The organism is Pseudomonas sp. FFPRI_1 (assembly GCF_055384485.1).
Window position 1 is genome coordinate 7,133,727 of record NZ_AP029168.1, and the last position, 19,360, is coordinate 7,153,086.

The 19,360-nt window shown below is 64.4% G+C and carries 21 protein-coding genes; 8 read left to right on the plus strand and 13 right to left on the minus strand.

Translation table 11 applies throughout. The features are described from left to right. The first annotated feature begins 32 nt into the window (after nucleotides 1-32). The 3 genes from ACZ5BO_RS32080 to ACZ5BO_RS32090 all read left to right on the plus strand — a co-directional run bounded on the left by ACZ5BO_RS32080 (nucleotide 33) and on the right by ACZ5BO_RS32090 (nucleotide 3,820). On the plus strand, nucleotides 33-2,462 hold the full coding sequence (locus tag ACZ5BO_RS32080; RefSeq protein ID WP_025131208.1) for a TonB-dependent siderophore receptor: 2,430 nt from the start codon (nucleotides 33-35) through the stop codon (nucleotides 2,460-2,462). Between the two features lie 63 nt (nucleotides 2,463-2,525). Continuing rightward, nucleotides 2,526-3,647 carry a PepSY-associated TM helix domain-containing protein gene (locus ACZ5BO_RS32085; protein WP_025131207.1) on the plus strand — a complete coding sequence of 374 codons (1,122 nt, stop codon included), beginning with the start codon at nucleotides 2,526-2,528 and terminating at the stop codon, nucleotides 3,645-3,647. Beyond that, nucleotides 3,644-3,820: a hypothetical protein gene (locus tag ACZ5BO_RS32090; RefSeq protein ID WP_177330316.1), complete on the plus strand. Its 177-nt coding sequence runs from the start codon at nucleotides 3,644-3,646 to the stop codon at nucleotides 3,818-3,820. The genes ACZ5BO_RS32085 and ACZ5BO_RS32090 overlap by 4 nt, the downstream gene beginning before the upstream one ends. Here the strand turns inward: ACZ5BO_RS32090 and ACZ5BO_RS32095 are convergent. Further along, nucleotides 3,779-4,231: a hypothetical protein gene (locus ACZ5BO_RS32095; RefSeq protein WP_025131206.1), complete on the minus strand. Its 453-nt coding sequence runs from the start codon at nucleotides 4,229-4,231 to the stop codon at nucleotides 3,779-3,781. The genes ACZ5BO_RS32090 and ACZ5BO_RS32095 overlap by 42 nt on opposite strands. A 109-nt stretch (nucleotides 4,232-4,340) precedes the next feature. On the opposite strand from ACZ5BO_RS32095, the gene ACZ5BO_RS32100 reads away from it, so the two are divergent. Then, on the plus strand, nucleotides 4,341-4,970 hold the full coding sequence (locus tag ACZ5BO_RS32100; protein ID WP_025131205.1) for a glutathione S-transferase N-terminal domain-containing protein: 630 nt from the start codon (nucleotides 4,341-4,343) through the stop codon (nucleotides 4,968-4,970). Here ACZ5BO_RS32100 and ACZ5BO_RS32105 read toward each other — a convergent pair. The 5 genes from ACZ5BO_RS32105 to rloA2 all read right to left on the minus strand — a co-directional run bounded on the left by ACZ5BO_RS32105 (nucleotide 4,967) and on the right by rloA2 (nucleotide 9,563). Next, nucleotides 4,967-5,152 carry a hypothetical protein gene (locus ACZ5BO_RS32105; RefSeq protein WP_115658648.1) on the minus strand — a complete coding sequence of 62 codons (186 nt, stop codon included), beginning with the start codon at nucleotides 5,150-5,152 and terminating at the stop codon, nucleotides 4,967-4,969. The two genes, ACZ5BO_RS32100 and ACZ5BO_RS32105, sit on opposite strands and share 4 nt — an antisense overlap. Then, nucleotides 5,145-6,521 carry a cell envelope integrity protein CreD gene (gene creD, locus ACZ5BO_RS32110; RefSeq protein ID WP_464697447.1) on the minus strand — a complete coding sequence of 459 codons (1,377 nt, stop codon included), beginning with the start codon at nucleotides 6,519-6,521 and terminating at the stop codon, nucleotides 5,145-5,147. Before creD ends, ACZ5BO_RS32105 begins: the two co-directional genes overlap by 8 nt. Before the next feature lie 252 nt (nucleotides 6,522-6,773). After that, entirely contained in the window at nucleotides 6,774-8,192 is a 1,419-nt protein-coding gene (creC, locus tag ACZ5BO_RS32115) for a two-component system sensor histidine kinase CreC (protein ID WP_025131203.1), read from the minus strand. Continuing rightward, nucleotides 8,192-8,872 (minus strand): two-component system response regulator CreB, encoded by a 681-nt coding sequence (gene creB, locus ACZ5BO_RS32120; RefSeq protein ID WP_464697448.1) that lies wholly within the window; start codon nucleotides 8,870-8,872, stop codon nucleotides 8,192-8,194. The genes creC and creB overlap by 1 nt, the downstream gene beginning before the upstream one ends. 193 nt (nucleotides 8,873-9,065) lie before the next feature. Then, nucleotides 9,066-9,563, minus strand: coding sequence for a retropepsin-like aspartic peptidase RloA2 (gene rloA2 / locus ACZ5BO_RS32125; protein WP_025131201.1), 498 nt, complete (start codon nucleotides 9,561-9,563; stop codon nucleotides 9,066-9,068). Nucleotides 9,564-9,945: 382 nt separating this feature from the next. Between rloA2 and ACZ5BO_RS32130 the strand changes: the two genes are divergently transcribed. Next, a complete protein-coding gene (locus ACZ5BO_RS32130) occupies nucleotides 9,946-10,833 on the plus strand; it encodes an acyltransferase (RefSeq protein ID WP_025131200.1) in 888 nt (295 codons plus the stop codon). A gap of 11 nt (nucleotides 10,834-10,844) precedes the next feature. Here the strand turns inward: ACZ5BO_RS32130 and ACZ5BO_RS32135 are convergent, their stop codons facing one another. The 4 genes from ACZ5BO_RS32135 to ACZ5BO_RS32150 all read right to left on the minus strand — a co-directional run bounded on the left by ACZ5BO_RS32135 (nucleotide 10,845) and on the right by ACZ5BO_RS32150 (nucleotide 13,863). Further along, on the minus strand, nucleotides 10,845-12,002 hold the full coding sequence (locus tag ACZ5BO_RS32135; protein ID WP_464697449.1) for a glutathionylspermidine synthase family protein: 1,158 nt from the start codon (nucleotides 12,000-12,002) through the stop codon (nucleotides 10,845-10,847). Next, on the minus strand, nucleotides 11,999-12,721 hold the full coding sequence (locus tag ACZ5BO_RS32140; protein WP_464697450.1) for a DUF1190 domain-containing protein: 723 nt from the start codon (nucleotides 12,719-12,721) through the stop codon (nucleotides 11,999-12,001). Before ACZ5BO_RS32140 ends, ACZ5BO_RS32135 begins: the two co-directional genes overlap by 4 nt. A 10-nt stretch (nucleotides 12,722-12,731) precedes the next feature. Further along, nucleotides 12,732-13,160, minus strand: a complete 429-nt coding sequence (locus ACZ5BO_RS32145) for a DUF350 domain-containing protein (RefSeq protein WP_464697451.1) — start codon at nucleotides 13,158-13,160, stop codon at nucleotides 12,732-12,734. A 136-nt stretch (nucleotides 13,161-13,296) separates the two neighbouring features. Beyond that, nucleotides 13,297-13,863 carry a DUF2780 domain-containing protein gene (locus tag ACZ5BO_RS32150; RefSeq protein WP_025131196.1) on the minus strand — a complete coding sequence of 189 codons (567 nt, stop codon included), beginning with the start codon at nucleotides 13,861-13,863 and terminating at the stop codon, nucleotides 13,297-13,299. 224 nt (nucleotides 13,864-14,087) lie between these two features. Here ACZ5BO_RS32150 and ACZ5BO_RS32155 point away from each other — a divergent pair, with 224 nt between their 5' ends. The 3 genes from ACZ5BO_RS32155 to ACZ5BO_RS32165 all read left to right on the plus strand — a co-directional run bounded on the left by ACZ5BO_RS32155 (nucleotide 14,088) and on the right by ACZ5BO_RS32165 (nucleotide 16,117). Continuing rightward, entirely contained in the window at nucleotides 14,088-14,732 is a 645-nt protein-coding gene (locus ACZ5BO_RS32155; RefSeq protein WP_025131195.1) for a sigma-70 family RNA polymerase sigma factor, read from the plus strand. Then, the gene (locus ACZ5BO_RS32160; RefSeq protein ID WP_464697452.1) at nucleotides 14,729-15,403 is read left to right on the plus strand and encodes an anti-sigma factor; all 675 of its coding nucleotides are present in this window, start codon (nucleotides 14,729-14,731) and stop codon (nucleotides 15,401-15,403) included. Before ACZ5BO_RS32155 ends, ACZ5BO_RS32160 begins: the two co-directional genes overlap by 4 nt. A gap of 150 nt (nucleotides 15,404-15,553) precedes the next feature. Further along, nucleotides 15,554-16,117 (plus strand): hypothetical protein, encoded by a 564-nt coding sequence (locus tag ACZ5BO_RS32165; RefSeq protein ID WP_464697453.1) that lies wholly within the window; start codon nucleotides 15,554-15,556, stop codon nucleotides 16,115-16,117. 99 nt (nucleotides 16,118-16,216) lie between these two features. Here ACZ5BO_RS32165 and fdhA read toward each other — a convergent pair whose 3' ends face one another. The 3 genes from fdhA to ACZ5BO_RS32180 form a co-directional block, all read right to left on the minus strand. Continuing rightward, nucleotides 16,217-17,416: a formaldehyde dehydrogenase, glutathione-independent gene (fdhA, locus tag ACZ5BO_RS32170; protein WP_015637296.1), complete on the minus strand. Its 1,200-nt coding sequence runs from the start codon at nucleotides 17,414-17,416 to the stop codon at nucleotides 16,217-16,219. A 172-nt stretch (nucleotides 17,417-17,588) separates the two neighbouring features. Further along, the gene (gene purU, locus ACZ5BO_RS32175) at nucleotides 17,589-18,446 is read right to left on the minus strand and encodes a formyltetrahydrofolate deformylase (RefSeq protein ID WP_464697454.1); all 858 of its coding nucleotides are present in this window, start codon (nucleotides 18,444-18,446) and stop codon (nucleotides 17,589-17,591) included. A 155-nt stretch (nucleotides 18,447-18,601) separates the two neighbouring features. Further along, nucleotides 18,602-19,234, minus strand: coding sequence for a sarcosine oxidase subunit gamma (locus tag ACZ5BO_RS32180; protein ID WP_464697455.1), 633 nt, complete (start codon nucleotides 19,232-19,234; stop codon nucleotides 18,602-18,604). Nucleotides 19,235-19,360: the final 126 nt, after the last annotated feature.

The window sequence follows — 19,360 nt, forward strand, 5'->3', positions numbered from 1 at the left end:
ATTGCGAAACATTTCCATTCAGGAGCTGCCGTATGTCCCGCTCGCTAGACACCCTGTTGCGCCCCAGCCTGTTGGCCGTTGCCATTGCCTTCAGCGCTCCCCTGCTCAGCTCGCCACTGATTGCCGCCGAGCAGGCGTCCAGCGTGCGCGCCTACAACCTGCCGGCGGCCCCGCTGGCCAGCACCCTGAACCAGATCGCCAGCCAGGCCGGCCTGGCCCTGAGCCTGAATCCGTCCCTGGCCGCGGGCAAGACCTCGGCCCCGGTCAAAGGCCAGTTCGACGCCCCGGGCGCCCTGCGCGAAGCCCTGCGCGGCACCGGCCTGCAACTGGAGCACAGCAGCGCCGGCACCTACAGCCTGGTGGCCATCACCGAAGGCGTGGTGGCCTTGCCGGAGACCAGTATCACGGCCCAGGGCAGCAATGAAACGGCCTGGGGCCCGGTGGAAGGCTATGTGGCCACCCGCACCGCCGCTGGCACCAAGACCGACACTGCTCTGGTTGAGGCGCCGCGCTCGATCTCCGTGGCTACCCGTCAGCAGATGGAAGACCGCAACGTGCAGAATCTTGATGATGCGGTTCGCTACATGCCCGGTATCGTTTCCGCCAGCTATGGCAGCGATACCCGTTACGACTGGATGCTGGTACGTGGTTTCGAGCCCACACAATTCCTCGACGGCCTGCCATTGCCTCGCGGCGTGTATGCCAACCCGAAGGCAGAAACCTGGAACCTCGATCGCCTTGCCTTGCTGCGAGGCCCGGCGTCCTCGGTCTATGGCCAGACCCCTCCGGGTGGCCTGCTGGACATGGTCAGCCGACGCCCCAGCGCCGAGGCCAGCCATGCCGTGCAGATTCAGTACGGCAGCGACAACTATCGCCAGATCAATTTCGCCAGCACCGGCAAGATCGATGATGAAGGGCAATTCCTCTACGGCCTCAGCGGCGTGGTGCGGGATGCCGGCACTCAGGTCGATCACATCGATAACAAACGCTACAACATCGCCCCCAGCCTGACCTGGAACATCGACACCGATACCAAGCTCACCCTGCTCTCGCAGTTCACCCGCGACGATACCGGGGCGACCAGCCAGTTCATGCCAATCCAGGGCACCAAGATCAAGTCTCCCCTGGGCGACGTTTCCCATCACAAGAACCTCGGCGACCCGGACTACGAGTTCTATGATCGCACCTACTACGCCCTGGGTTATGCCTTCGAGCACCGTTTCAACGACGTCTGGCAGTTCCGCCAGAACCTGCGCTACACCAAGTCGGAGCTGGCCTTCCAGCAACTGACCGTTGGCTCCTACGCCTACTCCCCGGCAGATGCGGCGGGTAACATCAGCCGTACCTCGACCAACGTGAACGAAGACATCGGCCAGTTCGCCGTCGACAACAACTTCCAGGCCGACTTCACCACCGGCGACATCAGCCATACCCTGTTGATCGGCCTGGATCACCAACGCACCGACACCTCCTACCTGTCGATCTACGGTGACGGTGGCAAGACCAATATCTTCAACCCGGTCTATGGACAGCCGATCGTACGCCCGGCGCGCTCCGGTGCTTACTACGATTACAACCAGAAAACCGTGCAGACCGGCCTCTACGTCCAGGACCAGATGGCACTGGACAAATGGCGCCTGACACTGGGTGGCCGTGAAGACTGGGTGCACCAAGGCACCACTTACTTCAACAAGAACGACGTGACCAACACCGACCGCAGCAAGAACTTCAGCGGCAATGCGGCGCTGAGCTACGTGTTTGATTCCGGTGTGGTGCCATACCTGTCCTACGCCGAATCGTTCCAGCCGGCCAGCAATGCCAGTGCCTCGCCTACCGAGTCCTACAAGCCTACCGAGGGCAAGCAGTGGGAACTGGGCATCAAGTACCAGCCGCCAGGTTCGAATACGCTGCTGAGTGCGGCGGTCTACGACTTGACCCAGAAAAACGTCCAGGTGACCAGTATCGGGGCGGGGGGCGAGTCGATCACCAGCCAGACCGGTGAAGTGAAGGTCAAGGGCCTGGAGCTGGAAGCCGTGTCCGATGTGACCGAGAACCTCAAGGTCATCGCTGCCTACACCTTGGCCAAGTCCGAGATACAAAAAGGCATCTATAAAGGCAACCGCCTGCAACTGATGCCCAACCAGCAAGCCTCCCTGTGGACCGACTACACCTGGCACAGTGGCGTGCTCGACGGATTCGGCATCGGTGCCGGTGCCCGCTATACCGGCAATACCTATGGCGACCAGGGCAATACCTGGCTGGGCAAGGCCAATGCGTACACCGTGTTCGACGCTGCCGTGCACTACGACCTCGGCCGCCTGGACAGCAGCCTCAAGGGCGCCTCGCTGAAACTCAATGCCACCAACCTGTTCGACAAGGACTACCTGTCCACCTGCGATGGCTCTTACTGCTATTTCGGCGACCAGCGCAGCGTGGTGGCCAGCGCCACCTATCAATGGTAACCGGCTGAGTTCACCACCAGGCCGTCCGACAAGGACGGCTTTGGTGCATCTGAAGGCAAAGAAATGAAAAGCAAGACGATCCGCCGCTGGTCCTTCATCCACACCTGGACCAGTCTGATCTGCACCGTATTCCTGCTGCTGTTGGCGCTTACCGGCCTGCCGCTGATCTTTCACCACGAGATCGACCACCTGCTGGGGGACGCCCCCGAGCTGCGGGACATGCCCGCCGGCACCCCGCACCTGGACCTGCAGCAACTGGTGCAGGCCGCCCAAGCCCATCGCCCGGGCGAGGTGATGCAGTACTTCGGCTGGGAAGACGACGAGCCCAACGGGGTGGTGACGATCATGGCCAGGACCGCCGGCACCGAACCCAATTCATCCCACACCTTTATGCTCGATGCCCGTACCGGCGAGGCGCTGGAAATGCCCTCGGCCAACGGCGGGCTGATGATGGTCATGCTGCGCCTGCACGTGGACATGTTCGCCGGGCTGCCGGGCAAGCTGCTGCTGGCATTCATGGGCCTGCTGTTCATCCTGGCGATCATTTCCGGCACGGTGCTCTACCTGCCGTTCATGCGCCGCTTGAAATTCGCCACGGTGCGCCAGGACAAGTCCAGCCGCCTGCGCTGGCTCGACCTGCACAACCTGATCGGCGTGGTAACCCTGACCTGGGCCCTGGTGGTGGGCGTGACCGGGGTCATCAGCGCCTGCGCCGACCTGATCATCGCCGCCTGGCGCAATGACAGCCTGAGCGCCATGGTCGCCCCCTACCGCGACGCTCCGCCACTGGCCCAACTGGCCCCGGCCAGCCGCCTGCTGGAAATCGCCAGGGACGTGGTCCCGGGCATGCAACCGGACTTCATCGCCTTTCCCGGCACCCGTTTCTCCAGCGAGCATCACTATGCGGTGTTCCTCAAGGGCGGCAGCCACCTGACCTCGCACCTACTGACCCCGGTACTGATCGACGCCAGTACCCTCGAGGTCACTGCGGTGGCCGAGCGCCCCTGGTACATGGATGCCATGGGCATGTCCCAGCCCCTGCACTTCGGTGACTACGGCGGCATGCCGATGAAGGTGCTGTGGGCCTCGATGGACGTGCTGACCATCATCGTCCTGGGCAGCGGCCTGTACCTGTGGATCGTCCGCCGCCGAGCCGGCAGGCCCTCCCCGGAGACACGGCCATGAAGCCCCGGCAGTCAAACTTCTGGAAGGTCTTCGGCCTACCGGCGCTGATCGCCCTGCTCAGCGCTGCCGGGCTGTTTGCGGCGCTGCTGGGGGACGGGGTCTGGGACAGCCTGAGCTGGATCGGCCTGGGCCTACCGACGCTGATCGCCCTGCGCGGCCTGCTGCGGCGCTAACCTGCGGCCTGAGCCCGGTGCCGGAAAACCGCGCCACAGGTACATCGAGAGCGCGAGGCCGACCAGCATCACCGGAATGAACATGCGGTTCTCCATCAGTGCCTCGATGGCCACCAGCACGCTGAACAGCGCCAGCCCCAGCAGCGGCACATAACTGGCCGCCAGGCCCCAGCGCCAGGGCTGGGTCACCGGGTTGGGGCCCCACAGGGTCAGCAGGGTGTACACCAGAGCCGGCAATACCAGGGCCGGCAGCGCCCAATAGCAGGCCATGTAGGCAAATGCCATGATCAGCTCCGGCTCGCCCTCGCCATGACGGCGAAACTCGTACTGCAGGGCCAGGTACACCGCCAGCCCGCCCAGCAGGGTCAAGGCCAGGCTGTACAACCCATGTCTAAGATACCGTTCGCGCATTCCTCACTCCTTGCCTGTCCTGCATTGCGCCCTGTAGCCCCTGCTCCAGGCTGCGCTAAGATCCCGGGGGCGTGAGCCTTTGCCACACTCCCACCCGCGAGGAATATTCATGTCCACCCCCAGCATGACGCTGTTCCACAACCCGGCATCACCTTATGTACGCAAAGTCATGGTGCTGCTGCACGAAACCGGTCAGTTGAACCGCGTGGCCCTGCAGGCGTCCCAGCTGACTCCGGTCAACCCGGATGCGGCGCTGAACCACGACAACCCCCTGGGCAAGATTCCCGCCCTGCGCCTGGATAACGGCCAGGTGCTGTACGACAGCCGGGTGATCCTCGACTACCTGGACCAGCAACATGTCGGCAATCCGCTGATCCCTCGCGAAGGCCCGGCCCGCTGGCGGCGCCTGACCCTGGCAGCCCTGGCCGACGGAGTCATGGACGCCTCGGTGCTGATCCGCTACGAGCTGGCGCTGCGGGCCCCGGAAAAACACTGGGAGCAGTGGCTCGAAGGCCAGCGCGACAAGATCCGCCGCGCCCTGGCGGTGCTTGAAGCCGAGGCCATTGCCGAGCTGGCCAGCCACTTCGATGTGGCCGCCATCAGCGTCGCCTGTGCCCTGGCCTACCTGGACTTTCGCCACCCGGACCTGGACTGGCGGCAGGACCAGCCCAGACTCGCCGCCTGGTACGCCGAGGTCAGCCAGCGTGGGTCGATGCTCGACACCCGCCCGCCGGCCTAATCGGTGAAGCGTGGCGAATACGACGCCACCCGGCCGGCTCCTGCAACCACCTCCCGCTCTTTGCAGGGGCCGATCGGCCGACGCGGCTGCCGGTACGCCGCAGGAGGAAACAGGCCGGCGATCCGCACTGCCAGGTGTTCGCGCAGACACTGATCCTCGCGCAGCCCCAACCACCTACTCATGGCCCACCTCCAGGTCGAACGACAGAGGCGCCGGCTCCTTGCGCAAGCCAATGCCGTACCAGTCCAGCTTGCGGGTCAGCACCATGAACACACCCAGCAGGCCGAACAGCAGCAGCGAGCCCATCAGCAGCGCATAGTCCTCGGCGCTCAACAGGCCGTACAGCAAGCCATACAGGGCAGCCAGGGCAGCGGCGAACGCCGTGCCGTTGCGCCAGCTGTGCAACACATGGCTGACGTAGAAACCGATCAGCAGCACACAGGCACCGGCGGACAATCCATAGGCCAGCTCAAAGCCCAGGTGCTCGGACAGTGACAACAGCAGCAGGTAGAAGAACGCCAGGGCCACCCCCACCAGGCCGTACTGGATCGGGTGCACCGACAGGCTCTTGAGCACTTCGAAGAGAAAGAAACCGGCGAAGGTCAGGCTGATGAACAGCAGCGCGTACTTGATCGCCCGGTCGCTCTTGAGGTACTGGTCCACCGGGTCGATGAAGCTCACGCCAAAGCTGCGGCCGTTGAAGTCATGGCACTCGCTGGAGACGGCGCAGCGCTCCATGGCCTGTTGCAGGTTGGTGGAGAAAAACGAGGTCTGCCAGGCCGCGACAAAACCCTGTTCAGTGACCTCGCGCTGGGCCGGCAGGTAGTTGCCGATAAAGCTCGGATGGGGCCAGTTGGCAGACAGGCGCACCTTGCTGGTCTTGCCCACCGGCAATACCTCCAACTGCCCGGTGCCCTGCAGGCGCAGGTCGAAGGCGAAGTCCAGGCGGGTAGCTTTCTTCACGTCCAGGGGCGGCAAGACCACATGCACACCTTCGTCCAGCCAACTGACGAAGGTGCCCGGAGCAAAGTCCAGGGTCTGGCCGTTGAGCTGCAACTGCAGGGCGTTCTCGATGCCGCGGATATCGCTGATACCGACCGCCAGGAAAGGCGCGTCGAACTGGTAATCGGCGAAGTCGTCCTTGATCCCGTACTGCTCGGGCACGGCAAACTGGCCGCTGATGTGGTTGTCGGCATGGAACAGCCGGGCCTCGTAGATACCCCGGGCCCGCAGCTCTGTCTGGGCCTTGCCGTCGAGTTCGAAGTGCTCCGGCAGGAAGTACAACCGCCCCTGTTTCTCATGGGCCTCCTGGTAGCGCTTCTGGGTTTTCTCGTCGGTCTTCCAGGTGCGCACGGTCTTGCGGTAATCCACCACCATCACCGGCCCGCTGATCTGCTGGCGGGTGCTGGAGCTGCGGGCGATGTCTTCAAGCACGCCGTCGCGCAGTTGCTGACGCTCGGAGATCAGGCCATCGATCATCATCAGCGGGATCAGCAACAAGATAATCAACAGGGCAATGGCCCCGAGTTTGAAGCTCAGATTGCGGTTCATGGATCTCTCCTTGTGCGAATGGGAGAGAGTCTGGCGCGCGGGGATGGGGGTTTGATGGAAGCAATGTGGAGACTCTGTGGAGAATCCCCGGCCAGCGTGACGGTGGCGTGGGCCTGTTCCCCGCGGCCGGCCGGCGCCCCGATGCACAGCGCTGGTCAATCCTGGGGCCGGGAACCAGGGGGAACACTGAGGCAGTGACGGCCCCTGAGGCGCCCAACACCCCAGCGGAGGCAGGCTCTCTCGCCAGACGAATCAGCGCAGGCGCAGGGTCACCTGGACGCCACCGGGTACATTCTCGATGCGCATCTGGCCGCCGTGCAGTTGCACCACCTCTTCGACGAAATTCAGCCCCAGGCCCGTGCTCTTGCGCCCGCTGTCCGGACGCGGCAGGGAATAGAACCGCTCGCACAGGCGCGGCAGGGCGTAATCGGGAATTGCCTCGCCCTGGTTGAACAGCACCCATTCCACGCCGTCTTCCACACGCTGCGCAGTGCAGCGCAGCAGGCCGCCGACAGGGCTGAAATCCAGGGCGTTGGCCAGCAGGTTGCCCAGGGCCTGGCGCAACAGGAACGGCTCTCCCGACCACATCAGGTCCGCAGCGATCGCCTGCTCGACCTGCAACTGCTTGCCCTCGATGCGCCCATGCTGGCTATTGAGCAACTCCTTGAACAACGGCGCCAACGGCACCTCGACCCGCTCTTCCAGCCCCTGGCGCTGCTCCACTTGCGCCAGGTTCAGCAGGCGTTCGATCAGGTGCTGCATGCGCGCGCTTTCGCTGTCGATATTGCCGACGAATCGCTGGCGCTGCGCCAAAGGCATTTCGCTCTGCAACAGTTCCGCCGCCCCACGGATTGCCGCCAGGGGGCTTTTCAGTTCATGGGTCAAGGTGTGCACGTAACGCTCGACATAGGCCTTGCCCTCCAGCTGGGTGCGCATGTGCTCCACCGCACTGGCCAGTTGCGCCAGTTCCCCGCCACGATAATGCGGCAGCTCGGCCCTGCGCCCCTCGCTCACCGCTAACGCGTAGGCGGTCATGCGCCGCAATGCAGCGCTCAGCCACCAGGACAGCAACGCACCGAGCAGCAGGCCCATGGCGATCAGCCCGGCGCCGTACCACAGCAGCCGCCGCTCGGTGCGGTCGACATAGGGCTGCAGGGAGCTGTTGGGCTTGGCCACGGTGACCACCCCGATGATCTGGCCGTTGTCACGGATCGGCGCGCCCACGTGCATCACCGAGGAATTCGGATCGTCGGGCAAGGCCCGGCTCGAACGTGCGCCGTATTGCCCGCGCAGGGTCAGGTAGACGTCGTTCCAGCGCGAATAGTCCTGGCCTACCGCCAGGCCGCTGGAGTCCAGGACCACCTTGCCCTGGGCATCGGTCACGTAGATGCGGTGGTTGACCTGGTTCTTCGCCAGGCCCCAGATGCTCGCCGCCGGCTTGCGTTCGCCATAGGCTCGCAACAACTCCGGCCAGCGGTTCTCGCTCAGGGTGCCGGCCTTGAAATCGTCCCGCAGGATCTCCGCCAGCAGGTTGGCGGTGTCCACCAGGGTTTCCTCGGTGGACTGGCGCACCCCGGGACGGATTTCCTGCATCACCGTATTCAACACGAAGTAACCAGTCAGGCCGATAAACAGCAGGTAGACCAGGAAGATCCGCAGCCCTAAGGTCATCAGGCGTGACCCGGGCTGTAGCTGTAGCCCAGGCCCCGGTGGGTCTGGATCGGCTCGGCCTGGGCCGCCACCAGGCGCAGCTTGGCCCGCAGGCTTTTTACATGGCTGTCGATATTGCGCTCGTAGCCGACATCCGCCATTACCCCCAGGGCGTCCAGCAACTGCTCACGGCTGAACACCCGCTCGGGCTGCTCCAGCAAGCACTGCAGCAGACGGAACTCATGCCGGGTCAGGCTCAACGGCTGCCCCCGGTAGCTGATCTGCACCCGCTCCGGGTCAATCACGAACAGCGCCGGGGGAGCTTCGACCAGCGCCCGTGGCGCCATGCGCTTGAGGATCGCCTTGACCCGCGCCGCCACTTCCCGCGGGCTGAACGGCTTGACCACGTAATCATCGGCACCGATCTCCAGGCCCACGACCCGATCGATCTCGGCGTCCCGGGCGCTGAGGAACATCACCGGCACTTCGCTGAAGCGCCGCAGCTGCTTGCAGGTTTCAAAACCGCTGATGTCCGGCAGGCCGATATCGAGGATGACCAGGTCCGCCGGGGTCGCCCGCTGATATTCCAGGGCGCCGTGGCCCAGGCTCAACCAGGTGGTGGTGAAGCCTTCGCCCTGCAGGGCAAAGATCAACGTGTCGGCAATCGCCGCTTCGTCTTCGACAATCAGGATATGGGGCATGGCATCCAGGCACAGAAGTTCAATGGGCGAACGGTGCCGGATGCCTTATACGCCGTCAATCAAACCCTGAGAAAACGCCGGTGCGAGGCCGGGCAAAAGCGCGGGCAACACAGGTCGGGAGGCGCATATGAGCCACTGGGGCCGGTGCACGGGCCCATGCACGCCAGCTACTGTCTGAAGACGGCAGGCTGGATCAGCAGTCCGGTTTGTCTGCGGTGTAGCGCCGCGCCGGGTTCACCGCCGCGCCGAACTCGCGCAGGGCCTTGGCACCGATCAGCAACGGATAGTTGAAGCTGCTGCGGTCGGTGAGGTTGACCTCCACCGTGCGCTTGACGTTGCCCAGGCACATCTCCAGCTCCACCACCGGGCGCTTGGCCGACTGCGGCTCCTCGCCATCGTCCTCGTCGGAGCGGCTCTTGATCTTGCTGATCCGCGCCACCTTGTGCTCGTAGACCTTGCCGCCGGCATCCTTGGTGGCCAGGCGAAAGCGCACCCAATCCTCGCCGTCACGGCTAAAGGTCTGGATATCCCTGGCCGACAGCGACGCGGTCAGGGCCCCGGTGTCCATCTTGGCCTGCAGGGTCTCGCCGATTTCCGGCAGGCGGATGTATTCATAACGACCGTACAGGGTCGGCTCGGCGGCCATGACCGGCAGCGCCAGCAGAGACAAAAGTGCAAGGACGGATTTCACGGCGCAGGTTTCCTCGTGGAATGGGGCAGCGGGATTTTAGACCGCTGCCGGTCAATTGGTTCGCAGGATCTTTGTATCTTGGATTCAGCACAGGGTTCACTCGGCCGGTCGTGGCGTGGCGAGGCGCCCGGGCGCGGCAGAACCTGGCGCGCCCAGCTTCAGCCGATGTGCCGTCGCAGGCAATCCTCGGCGGCGGGCCTTGCAACCGTTGCGCCCCGACGAGCCAAACGGGCGCCCGCGCCCTCGCCACAGGGGCATTCGGTTGAGCCCCAGGAAAAAGCCTACCCCACCCCAGGTGAAACATTCGTCAGCACACTAGAATTTGGCCTGTCCGCCGAAGCTGCTTATCATGGCGCGCCCAAAAGATTGTAAAGAGTGCCTTATGCGCCGCCTGCTCACCGGCTGTTTCGTCACCCTGCTGCTCCTGCTCAACACCCTGGTGCTGTTCGGCCCGTTGATGGTGTTCGCCCTGCTCAAGCTGGTCCTGCCGGGACGCCTGCGCGATTACGCCTCGGCGGCGGTGATGTGGATCGCCGAGACCTGGGCCGAGATCGACAAGCTGATCTTCTCCCTGTGCATCCCGACCCGCTGGGACATTCGTGGCGGCGAGAACCTGCGCCAGGACACCTCCTACCTGGTGGTGAGCAACCACCAGTCCTGGGTCGACATCCCGGCGCTGATCCAGACCCTCAACCGGCGCACGCCGTTCTTCAAGTTCTTCCTCAAGAAGGAACTGATCTGGGTGCCTTTCCTGGGCCTGGCCTGGTGGGCCCTCGACTACCCCTTCATGAAGCGCTACAGCAAGGCCTTCCTGGCCCGGCACCCGGAACTGCAAGGCAAGGACCTGGACATCACCAAGGCCGCCTGCGAGCTGTTCAAGCGCCAGCCGGTGACCGTGGTCAACTACCTGGAAGGCACCCGCTTCACCCCCGCCAAGCGTGAGCAGCAGGGTTCGCCCTTCCAGCACCTGCTCAAGCCCAAGGCCGGCGGCGTGGCCTTTGTCCTCGCGGCCATGGGCGAGCAACTGGATGCGATGCTGGATGTCACGGTGGTTTATCCACAGGCGCACACGCCGGGTTTCTGGGACCTGATCAGCGGCAGCGTGCCCAAGGTGATCATTGATATCCGTACCCGCGAACTGGACCCGGCGCTGTGGCACGGCGATTACGAGAACGACCCGGCGTTCCGCCAGCAGGTCCAGGACTGGGTCAACCAGCTGTGGACCGACAAGGACCGGCGCATCAGCCAACTGCTCGCCGAGGGCCGTTGATCAATCCTTGATCAATCGCTGATCACATGGGGCAGGAAGCGGCTGCTGTCCTTGGTGATCGGCGAGCTGTCCTCACGAATGCCGATGCCCGCTGGCTGATCACCGATCAGCCAACTGCCGATCACCGTGTGATTGCCGGCGAACACCGGCAACGGGTGAAACTGCTGGCGAATGCAGGGGCCGCCACCGTAGGGCCCGGTCTCGGCCAAGCGCTCGCCCTCTGCGGTGCAGATTTCCACGTTGGCCCCTTCCCGGGAAAAGAACGGCTTGCGCACCCAACCCGCGCCCAGGCTGGCGCTGGGATCGTCGTCGATAAACGCCGGCAGCAGGTTCGGGTGCCCCGGATGACGCTCCCACAGCAGGGCCATGGCGCCCTTGTTGGAGAGGATCGCCTTCCACGGCGGTTCGACAAACTGCGTGCGGCTGCCGGCAATCGCCGGGCCATAGGCTTCGTGGAACATCTGCTCCCAGGGGTAGAGCTTGAACAGGCTCTCGATGGGCATCTCCAGCAGGTCGACGAAACGCCCGCCGGCATTCAGGCCGATGTCTTCGATGGCGATCAGCCGCGTACCCAGGCCAGCCTGGCGGGCGATATCGCGCAGGTATTCGACGGTGCCGCGATCCTCCAGGGAATCCCTGACCGAGGCAAAGTGCATCGGCGACTTGAAGCCGCCCTGGACGAACGCCTGGAGCAGCTTGTCCTCGATGCTGTTGAACTGATCGCAGCCGGCCGGCAACTGCCCGCGCTGCATCTGTTGCTCGAGCCACACGTACTGGAAGAAGCTCGCCTCATACAGCGAGGTCGGGGTGTCGTAGTTGGTTTCCAGCAGCTTGGCCGGGCCTGTACCGTCGTAGCACAGGTCCATGCGCCCGTAGAGATGAGGGTCGCCCTGCTTCCACGACTGGCGGATCAATTCATGGAAGGCCGGGGGAATGGCCAGGCGCTGCAGCAGTTCCTCGCTGTCCACCACCTCGGCCACCAGGGCCATGCACAGCTCGTGCAGCTCCTGGGTCGGGTCTTCGAGGTGGTCCTCGATCTGCCGCAGGCTGAAGCGGTAGTAGGCCGACTCGTCCCAGTAGGGCTCGCCATCGAAGGTGTGGAAGGCAAAGCCCAGTTGCTCCGCCGTGGCCTGCCAGTCCGCCCGCGGGGTGCTGAGGATGCGTTTCAAGAACCGAACCCCCAGCTGTGCCCGGAACCGAAACCGCCTCGACTGACCACCTCATGGGCGCCGGCCATGGCGTCGCCGGCGCGAGTGAAGCGCTCCGGACTGGAAATGCCGAAACGACCACCGTTGCTGGCATTACTGAAGGTCTTGCCGGCCTCCACTTGCTGGGTGAGGGTGCTCAACTGCGAGCCGCCACGACCGTCGCGCTCCTTGTACAGGGCCTCGCTGAAGTAGCGTGGCTCCGGTTCCAGGCCGATCCAGCGCCAGAAACTCGAGCCGGAACTGGAAGAGCCGCCATTGCCGACGCTCATCGCGCTGCCGCCACCGCTGGTGGTGCCGCTGGAACCGGAGCCGGCCTGCTGTTGCTCCTCCTCGCCGGGCTTGACCGGCACCGTGCGCTGGCTGGTCAGGGCAAAACCTTGGAAGGTCGGTATGTAGGTCCGGTTGTAGATGGAGACCTTGCAATGGCCGGGGTAGAAGTCCTCCTCGCAGTCTTGCAAGTCCTTGTAACGCGGGGCCACCACGTCACTACGCTCCCAGGCGTCGTCGCGGGCTGACTGGCAGATATCCAGTGAAATCTGCGCCTGCTCACATTCCTGCGGGCTGGTGAAATGCTGGACTTGGCGAACCTCTCGAGTCGCCTGGGGCTGGCCGTCACAGGCAGCCAGGGCGAACGGCACACTGCCCAGCAGCACCAGGCGCACGCTTTTACTGCGTTTCATGCCGGCGCCCTCAGACTGATGGGGTCATGCAGGCCGCGTTGAGCAGGCCGACACCGACAGAGACTGCAGCCACCAGGATCGCCGCAGCGTTTTCCTGGTTGGCGATGCGCTGGGACAGGCCCTTGAGGGTCAGGCTGACGACAAAGAACGCCAGCAACTGCACCACCGCGGCGATACCGGCCCAGAGCAGGAAGTCGATGATCGAAATGGAATGGGCAATCGCGCTGGCCACCGGGATTGCAAAGCCCAGCAAGGCGCCGGACAGGGCAATGGCGGCGGCGCTGTTGCCCTGGCGGATCAGGGCGAATTCGTTATAGGGGGTCAGGCGCGTGTAGATGAACGCGTAGAGGGCAAACACCAGGGCCGCGCCCAGCATGTAGAGCATGAAACCGAGCACCGCATCAGCGGGCAGAGACATCTTCAGTGCATCCATGAACATCGCGTTCGAGCTTCCTTGAAAAAACGGGCGCGAGATATAACACAGGCCTGATTCGGCGAAAACTCCGAAACAGGCCTGGAACAAATCCCTCGAGGATCAACGACTCCGGCATGCCCGGCGTCGGTACAAGGGTGCCTTACTTGGCCACGCCCCAGATGCCGCTCAGGCTTTGCAGCAGCGAGCCGCCCACGCCCTGCTGGCCCAGGTACTGCAGGATCACCGGCGCGAATTGGCCGATCATGCCGCTGTCCATGCCCAGGGCGCCGAAGGCGTTGTTCAGGTCATTGGTGTCCTTGACGTTGCCCAGGGCGCTGTCCAGGCCCTTGGTCTGCCCGGACGACTGGCCCAGCACGCCGCTCAGGGCACCCAGGCTGCCCAGGGCATTGCTGCCGGAGAGCTTGTCCAGGCCGGGCACGCTTTTGCTCAACTGGGAATAGTCGGAACTGCTCAACTGGTTCTTCGCCAGGCCGAGCATCGCGCCCGTACCGCCGATGGCTTGCTGGGGGGTGACATTCAGCTGCGAGCCCAGGCTGCCGAGCAGGCCGGCGGTCTGGGAGGTCGGGGCCGCGGCGGCAGCCTTGTCGCCGCCCTGCATCCCGGAAATGGCGTTGGCCGCATCGTTCAGGCTGAAACCGCCGGCCAGGGCCGAACCGGCTGCCAGGGTCATCAGGGTAGCCAGGGCGAAACCGCGTGGAATATTCATCGAAACAACCTCATGGGGCAGGAAACCATCCGTGTTCGGGTGGCTGGAAAACAGCCTTTTGACTGAAGAGCCGGGCGAATGTTCCGAAAATGGCGCAGCGGCGCCCGCACCTTCTGGATTTTAGTCGAGAATCCCGCATCCACGGCCCGCCGCCCTGCGTATATCCAGCATCGACGACCGGCGCAGCGTGCATCGGCACCGGCCGTAGCATGAGGTAGCAAGCCGTGAATGGAACAACCGATCACCCTGGACTACCCTCTGGCTGCATCGGCCGCTGCCAATCGTGGTCCGTCCACCTGCCGCTCGCCTGGAGAATCGCCATTTCCGCACTCGACCCCGATCAGCTCAGGCACCTGCTGGCCCAGTGCTCACTGGGCGATCGCCGCGCCTTCGAAAGCCTGTACCGCAGCGTTGCCCCGCGCCTGAACGGCGTCGCCCTGCGCTTCATGGGCCGCCGGGACCTGGCCGAGGAAGTCCTGCAGGAAAGCTTCGTACGGATCTGGCACAACGCAGCGCGCTACCAGCCGCACCTGTCCGCGCCCCTGACCTGGATGATCAACATCACCCGCAACCAGGCCATCGACCAATTGCGCAAGCAGCGCGAGCGCCCCCTTGGCGAACTCGAAGCACAACAACTGGTGGATGAAGCCCCCTCGGCCCACGAGCTGCTGGACAGCGCCCGTGAAGCCCGAGCCCTGAACCACTGCCTGGAAAGCCTGGAGGGCATGCAACGCCAGTCGATCACCGTGGCCTACTTCCAGGGCCTGTCCTGTTCAGAGTTGGCCGACCACCTGGCGGCGCCCCTGGGCTCGGTCAAATCCTGGATCCGCCGGGGCATGGAACGCCTGCGCAGGTGCCTTGAATCATGAATTATCAAACCCCTGAACGACGCCGCGCCCTGGCCGCCGACTACGCCATCGGGCTGATGCAGGGCGCCGCGCGTCGGCGCTTCGAAGCACTGCTGCTGGACGACGCGGCCCTGCGTGAAGAACTGGCGCAGTGGCAGGAAAGCCTCGCCAGCCTGACCGAAGCCCTTCCCGAGCAGCAAGTGCCGGAGCATGTGTGGCAGGGTATCCAGGCGCGCATCCAGCCCCAGGTCCTGCACCTGCCGCAGAAGAACCCGCTGTGGATGCGCCTGCGCCTGGCGATTGCCGCCTGCGCCGTGCTGGCGACCCTGTACATCGGTTTTATCCGGCAGGACGACCAGGTGCGCTATAGCGCCACCCTGCTCAGCGCCAGCCAGGAGCCGGCCTTGCAGATCAAGGCCCATGCCCAGTACCTGCAAGTCGAACCGCTGACCCTGGCGGCCATCGGCCTGGACCGCAGCCTGGAACTCTGGGCGATCCCGGCCGAAGGCAAACCGATTTCCCTTGGCGTGGTGCCAGTGGGAGGCAAGGGCCGGATCAACCTGACCCAGGCCCAGCGCGACCTGCTGGGCACACCGATTGCCCTGGCGGTAAGCCTCGAACCTCACGGCGGCTCGCCCACCGGGCAACCCACCGGCCCGGTGCTGTACCAGGGGCAATTGGCGGCGCTGTAACAGGCACCTGCTGGCGTAGGAGCGGGCTTGCCCGCGAACGCCGTCAGGGTAAACTCCGCGCCCAGGCCCCCCGCCACGTCCTTGCAGGCAGGCCCTTGCCTGCCATGCAGGCCCCCGCCTCGCCTGGCGCCATCCACCGAACGGACTCTTATGAAAGCTGCGCTCTACAGCGGCCTCCTGCTGGCCCTGGCAATCGCCGTCTTGCTCTGGCGAATCGGCACCCCGGTTGATAGCCGCCAATGCACTGATGCGGCCCCAGGCCCCTTGACCGACTTCATCCGCCAGCACTTCAGCGATCGCCAGGGAGCCGACTGGCGCGACGACGGCAGTGCCCTGGGCATTCTTGAAGTTCCCGAGGCCCAGGCATTCGCCCGCCAACCCGAGTTTTACTACTGCGAAGCCCTGAACCTGCTGCAGGACCCACAGCGAACCCAGACGGAAAAGGTGCACACCACGGCCTTGATGCTGTCCCTGCCCCTCGACTACTACCTGGACTTCATGGACCGCAGTCACCAGCTGTACCAGCGCGGGCTCATCGATCAATCCGTCATGAGCATGGTGCTTCTGCCAAGAAGCACGGCCCTGAATTACTGGTGGCTGCCCCAGTGGCGGTCGCGCTTCCAACGGGATGCGCCCGGCATTCTCAGCGATGACCACATGGAAGAGATCCTGAGTGGAGAGCACTGGTTCGACTACCCGGGCCGGGGTTACTGACCCGTCATCGCCGGCGCTCACTGCGTCCGGCCCTGGCCTGCTCCCTGAAACGCCAAAGGGCGACCTGTGGGTCGCCCTTTGCTCCTATTGCCGCAAACCTCAGGCAGCGCTGAACAGCTTGTGCGGGTCGATGACGAATTTCTTCGGCACGCCGGCATCGAACTCGCCATAGCCGCGCGGGGCGTCGTCGAGGCTGATGACTTCAACCCCCACCACGTCGGCAATGTTGATGCGGTCCCACATGATCGCCTGCATCAGTTGGCGGTTGTACTTCATCACCGGGGTCTGGCCGGTGTGGAAGCTGTGGGACTTGGCCCAGCCCAGGCCGAAACGGATGCTCAGGCTGCCCATCTTGGCCGCGGCGTCCACCGCGCCCGGGTCTTCGGTGACGTACAGGCCGGGGATGCCGATTTTGCCCGCCACCCGCACCACGCCCATCAGGGAGTTGAGCACGGTGGCCGGTGCTTCGTGCTGGGCGCCGGCATGGCCGTGGCCCCGGGCTTCGAAGCCCACGGCGTCCACTGCGCAGTCCACTTCCGGCTCGCCGAGCAAATCGGCGATCTGCTCGTGCAGCGGGGTGTCCTTGGACAGGTCGGCAATCTCAAAGCCCTGGGCCTTGGCGTGGGCCAGGCGCACCGGGTTGACGTCACCGACGATCACCACCGCCGCCCCCAGCAGGCGCGCGGAAGCAGCGGCCGCCAGGCCCACTGGGCCGGCACCGGCCACATAAACGGTACTGCCCGGGCCGACACCGGCAGTCACAGCGCCGTGATAACCGGTGGGCAGGATGTCGGAGAGGCAGGTCAGGTCGCGGATCTTTTCCATGGCCTTGTCGCGGTTCGGCAGCTTCAGCAGGTTGAAGTCGGCGTAAGGCACCAGCACGTACTCGGCCTGGCCACCGGTCCAGTCGCCCATGTCGACGTAGCCGTAGGCACCACCGGCGCGGGCCGGGTTGACGGTCAGGCAGACCCCGGTGTGCTGCTCCTTGCAGGAGCGGCAGCGCCCGCACGCCACGTTGAACGGCACCGAGACCAGATCACCGATCTTCAGGTTCTCGACATCACTGCCCTTCTCGATCACCTCGCCGGTGATTTCATGGCCCAGGACCAGGCCGACCTGGGCGGTGGTACGACCACGGACCATGTGCTGGTCCGAACCGCAGATATTGGTGGAGACCACGCGCAGGATGACGCCGTGCTCGATCTTCCTGCCGCGCGGGTCCTGCATTTTTGGATAGTCGATTTTCCGTACTTCGACCTTGCCGCTGCCGAGATACACGACACCACGATTACCAGACATGCTTTCACCTCGCTGTTGTTGTTATGGAACCGCGTAACCCAAAGGGGGGAAACACGTGGATTGCTCGGGTACAGATGCTGTTTCGTTTTCACAACCGCTTTCACGCGAACAGGCGCAACGCCTGTAGGAGCGAGCTTGCTCGCGAAGGGCTGCGCAGCAGCCCCAAGAATCATCAGAGCACCACCGTACGGTTGCCGTTCAAGAACACCCGCCGTTCGATGTGATAGCCCACCGCCCGGGCCAGGGTCAGGCCTTCGATATCCCGGCCCTTGGCGATCAGGTCTTCGGGGTAGTAACTGTGGTCCACCACCTCCACGCCCTGGGCGATGATCGGCCCCTCGTCCAGGTCGTTGTTGATGTAATGCGCCGTGGCCCCCACCAGCTTCACGCCCTTGTTGTAGGCCTGGTGATAAGGCTTGGCACCCTTGAAACCCGGCAGCAGGGAGTGGTGGATATTGATCGCCTTGCCATCAAGCTTGCGGCACAGCTCCGGCGACAGCACCTGCATGTAGCGGGCAAGGATCACCAGCTCGGCGCCGGACTCCTCGATCACCTGCCACACCTGGCGCTCCTGGGAGGGCTTGTCGTTGGGGTCGAGGGGGAAGTGGTGGTAGGGAATCTGGTGCCAGTCGGCCAGAGGCTTGAGGTCCGGGTGGTTGGACACCACCGCCACCACGTCCATGGGCAACTGGCCGATGCGCTGGCGGTAGAGCAGGCCGTTCAGGCAGTGGTCAGCCTTGGAGACCATGATCACTACCTTGGGCCGGTAGTTCGGCGCGGTCAGTTCGAAGTTCATCTCGAAGGCCTTGGCCCGCTGCGCCAGGCCCTGGCGAAAACCTTGCTCGTCGAGGCCGTCGGGCTGGCGGAACTCCACGCGGATGAAGAAGCGCCCCGAGAGCCGGTCATCGAAGGAATGGTGCTCGGTGACGTAGCAGCCCTGCTCGAACAGAAAGCGGGTCACCGCGTCCACCGTGCCGAGCACACTGGGGCAGTCAGCGGTGAGAATCCATGTGTCGGGGGCGCGGCTCATACGGGATAACTCCTGTTCGTTAAGGCAACCGCAGCGCGGTTGATTCGCTGTAGGAGCGAGCTTGCTCGCGAAGGACGGATGTCCCGGAAGACCACAGCGCCCTTGGATCTTTCGCGAGCAAGCTCGCTCCTACCGATCACAGCCAAAGCCGGGCGTCAGGCCTGGACGCTGAGGCCGTATTCAGCGGCGGCGTCCTGCAGCCACATCCACCAATAATCGGAAAAGCTGCGGCGTACCAGCAGTTCCCAGGTGTCTTCGCCGGTACGGCGGATCACCAACTGCGACTTGGCGAACACCGTGCCCACCGCCTTGCCCACCGGAAAGTTGTTGGGGTGCACGTCGTAGCTGGTGGACTTCATCAGCACCTGGCGCACGTTGGGCCCGGACAGTTCGAGAATCTGCTGGCCGCCGCTGACGTTGACGATCTGGATATGCAGGTCGCCCAGGGCGGCGCGCAGGTTCTGCTCGGCGGCGAACTCTTCGCCGCTGGGCACGATCAGCAGCCACTCATCCGGGCCCAGCCATTGCAGGCTGGTCTCGCCCTTGACCACTACGCTCAGGGCGCCTGGCAATTCGATGCCCAAGGCTTTGTGCACGCCGGCGGCGAAAGCCGGATCGTGGCCATCGCCACGGATCGTCAGGTGGCCAAGGAGTTTTTTCTCGCGCAGGGTGACCCCGGCGTTCTTGCGGCCCTTGCCCACCAGGCTCGGCAGGTCGGCGTGGTGCAACGACGATTCGGCCTTGGCCCCGGTGGTGGGGCGCTGTGGGTAAACGTTGACTGCGGTCATAGAGCACCTGTGCTGAATTCTGTTGATAACGCCCTGTAGGAGCCGGCTTGCCGGCGAAGAGGCCCTTGAGCCTGGTGCCAGCCCTGAGGCCGCCTTCGCTGGCGAGCCAGCTCCTACACAAGCCGG

What these genes read in the sequence shown, in the direction of transcription:
- ACZ5BO_RS32085 (WP_025131207.1), top strand. Translation starts at nt 2,526, where the DNA reads ATGAAAAGCAAGACGATCCGCCGCTGGTCCTTCATCCACACCTGGACC.
- ACZ5BO_RS32100 (WP_025131205.1), top strand. Translation starts at nt 4,341, where the DNA reads ATGTCCACCCCCAGCATGACGCTGTTCCACAACCCGGCATCACCTTAT.
- ACZ5BO_RS32160 (WP_464697452.1), top strand. Translation starts at nt 14,729, where the DNA reads ATGAATTATCAAACCCCTGAACGACGCCGCGCCCTGGCCGCCGACTAC.
- ACZ5BO_RS32105 (WP_115658648.1), bottom strand. Translation starts at nt 5,152, where the DNA reads ATGAGTAGGTGGTTGGGGCTGCGCGAGGATCAGTGTCTGCGCGAACAC.
- ACZ5BO_RS32090 (WP_177330316.1), top strand. Translation starts at nt 3,644, where the DNA reads ATGAAGCCCCGGCAGTCAAACTTCTGGAAGGTCTTCGGCCTACCGGCG.
- fdhA (WP_015637296.1), bottom strand. Translation starts at nt 17,416, where the DNA reads ATGTCTGGTAATCGTGGTGTCGTGTATCTCGGCAGCGGCAAGGTCGAA.
- ACZ5BO_RS32180 (WP_464697455.1), bottom strand. Translation starts at nt 19,234, where the DNA reads ATGACCGCAGTCAACGTTTACCCACAGCGCCCCACCACCGGGGCCAAG.
- ACZ5BO_RS32095 (WP_025131206.1), bottom strand. Translation starts at nt 4,231, where the DNA reads ATGCGCGAACGGTATCTTAGACATGGGTTGTACAGCCTGGCCTTGACC.
- purU (WP_464697454.1), bottom strand. Translation starts at nt 18,446, where the DNA reads ATGAGCCGCGCCCCCGACACATGGATTCTCACCGCTGACTGCCCCAGT.
- ACZ5BO_RS32080 (WP_025131208.1), top strand. Translation starts at nt 33, where the DNA reads ATGTCCCGCTCGCTAGACACCCTGTTGCGCCCCAGCCTGTTGGCCGTT.
- ACZ5BO_RS32150 (WP_025131196.1), bottom strand. Translation starts at nt 13,863, where the DNA reads ATGAATATTCCACGCGGTTTCGCCCTGGCTACCCTGATGACCCTGGCA.
- creC (WP_025131203.1), bottom strand. Translation starts at nt 8,192, where the DNA reads ATGACCTTAGGGCTGCGGATCTTCCTGGTCTACCTGCTGTTTATCGGC.
- creD (WP_464697447.1), bottom strand. Translation starts at nt 6,521, where the DNA reads ATGAACCGCAATCTGAGCTTCAAACTCGGGGCCATTGCCCTGTTGATT.
- creB (WP_464697448.1), bottom strand. Translation starts at nt 8,872, where the DNA reads ATGCCCCATATCCTGATTGTCGAAGACGAAGCGGCGATTGCCGACACG.
- ACZ5BO_RS32130 (WP_025131200.1), top strand. Translation starts at nt 9,946, where the DNA reads ATGCGCCGCCTGCTCACCGGCTGTTTCGTCACCCTGCTGCTCCTGCTC.
- ACZ5BO_RS32165 (WP_464697453.1), top strand. Translation starts at nt 15,554, where the DNA reads ATGAAAGCTGCGCTCTACAGCGGCCTCCTGCTGGCCCTGGCAATCGCC.
- ACZ5BO_RS32140 (WP_464697450.1), bottom strand. Translation starts at nt 12,721, where the DNA reads ATGAAACGCAGTAAAAGCGTGCGCCTGGTGCTGCTGGGCAGTGTGCCG.
- ACZ5BO_RS32145 (WP_464697451.1), bottom strand. Translation starts at nt 13,160, where the DNA reads ATGTTCATGGATGCACTGAAGATGTCTCTGCCCGCTGATGCGGTGCTC.